The organism is Mesorhizobium sp. L48C026A00, from assembly GCF_000502375.1.
In the GTDB taxonomy this organism is placed as follows: domain Bacteria; phylum Pseudomonadota; class Alphaproteobacteria; order Rhizobiales; family Rhizobiaceae; genus Mesorhizobium; species Mesorhizobium muleiense.
In genome coordinates this window covers 1-1,702 of the sequence record NZ_AYWU01000092.1, presented here as the reverse complement: position 1 = coordinate 1,702, position 1,702 = coordinate 1, and the positions used below count along the sequence as shown (strand labels likewise).

The following is a 1,702-nucleotide window of genomic DNA, read 5'->3' as shown; positions in this document are numbered from 1 at the left end:
CACCACAGGTGCGCAGCAGCCGATGGGTGCGCGAGGTGCCACGGTCGCCGACACGCTGGGCGGATCGGCCGATGCTGCCAACCAGCAGTCGCGTTCGGGCGAGCGCAACACCTAATGCGCAGATCTCGTGAGATCTCCGCGCAACTTCGCTTTCGCAAATGATGGTGTTAGATGGCCGTCATCTTTCGAACTGGCCTATGGAGGATGTGGGTTATCCTCCCCACTACGGACGACAAAGCAGGGTTCAGATGCCGCTCCCTCGGTAGCGAACTCCCAGATCATGCAAGTGCCGGTTCGCGGAGCGATTTATGCCGTGAAGAATATGATGGCGAAAGGATTAGGCTGTGGGAACGCTAATGCGCGATGCGTCGGTTGAATTGCCGATGACGGTGGCGCTCGTCGCTACCGCGACTTTCGCCGAAGCCGCCGATTATAGGGGCTAGTCGGTTTTCCCCAGCAACCGCTCATATTCCCGCTCCGGCTCGCTGTAGGTGCCATCGGCCAACTGGAACAGACCATCACGATCCCTGATGACGATCTCACCCCGCGTGGCTCTGATAAGGCCCCTGCCCTCAAGCTCCTGGATTGCAACCGTGACACCCGGTCGCCGCACACCGAGCATGACGGATATGAATTCGTGGGTGATTGCAAGCCGGTCGGTGCGGACGCGATCGTGGCACATCAGAAGCCAGCGAGCCAAACGTTCGTCCAACTTCGACCGTGCGTTTACCAGGGCGGTGTAGCTGGTCTGAATATAGAGGGTCTGGACATAGAGAAGCAGAAGAGCCTTCAGCGTAGTGCTCTCAGACAGAGCAGACGACAGTGCCGGGGCTGGAACTCGCAAGCCGCTTCCCGCCAGTTGCATATAGGTGTCATGTGCGGCGCGATCGCCGCCTAGGGCCACTAAGGCTCCGGTCATGCCTTCCATGCCGATCAGGCCGACCTCGGTATCCCGACCCTTAGGTAGTTTGGCGACTACCGACGCGATGCCGTCTTCCAGGAAATACACGTGTTCAATAACGGACTTCGTCGACTCTAGCTGGGTCCGCATCGGCAGCGCTACCCGTTCCATGTTGGGTTCGATCGATGCCAGATCGCCAGGGGAAAGTCGCCGCAATAAAGCATTTTGATAGGGAATATTGGGCTGGTTAAACATAACTCCACCCTCGGTAGGCAAGAGCTTTCTGATCTCCCAGCCGTTCGCGCCCGTGACAACGTGCGAACGATAAGACTACATATGGGGTGCTAAAGTCCCGAAGCCAATCACTTTAAGCATTAAGGGCGGGTACCGGGCATTCTGGCGGCATCCGAGAAGGGAAATCGCAACACCAATGCGTGTTTTNTTTAAGCATTAAGGGCGGGTACCGGGCATTCTGGCGGCATCCGAGAAGGGAAATCGCAACACCAATGCGTGTTTTTCGTCGCATATCTCAAAGATCGCGCCTGTCAGCATTGGCTTCCCGCTGAGCAGTCCTTCCGCCAGGATCTCCTTTGCGGACGCCATCGCGTTCTCCTCAGCCTGCGCCAAATCCGCAAATTCCTGCCCCTCGAGGTCCTCCATGAGGTGCCCCTCCTCGTTCCGGATATGGAAAAAATATCTTGGCATGCTCAGTCCACCTCCATGGACTATCTAGATGCATGGAGGCTCATGGATAGTGTCGGAAACGTACCAACCGGGATATGTATGAATCGGACATTCGAC

Annotated in this window: 2 protein-coding genes; both read right to left on the bottom strand. The window is 57.1% G+C overall.

What is annotated here, in order from left to right:
• Nucleotides 1-439: 439 nt before the first annotated feature.
• Nucleotides 440-1,156, bottom strand: a complete 717-nt coding sequence (locus X738_RS80460) for a Crp/Fnr family transcriptional regulator (RefSeq protein WP_023804275.1) — start codon at nucleotides 1,154-1,156, stop codon at nucleotides 440-442.
• 195 nt (nucleotides 1,157-1,351) lie between these two features.
• Entirely contained in the window at nucleotides 1,352-1,606 is a 255-nt protein-coding gene (locus X738_RS80455; RefSeq protein ID WP_023804274.1) for a DUF6894 family protein, read from the bottom strand.
• Between the last annotated feature and the right edge of the window lie 96 nt (nucleotides 1,607-1,702).

What these genes read in the sequence shown, in the direction of transcription:
- X738_RS80460 (WP_023804275.1), bottom strand. Translation starts at nt 1,156, where the DNA reads ATGTTTAACCAGCCCAATATTCCCTATCAAAATGCTTTATTGCGGCGA.
- X738_RS80455 (WP_023804274.1), bottom strand. Translation starts at nt 1,606, where the DNA reads ATGCCAAGATATTTTTTCCATATCCGGAACGAGGAGGGGCACCTCATG.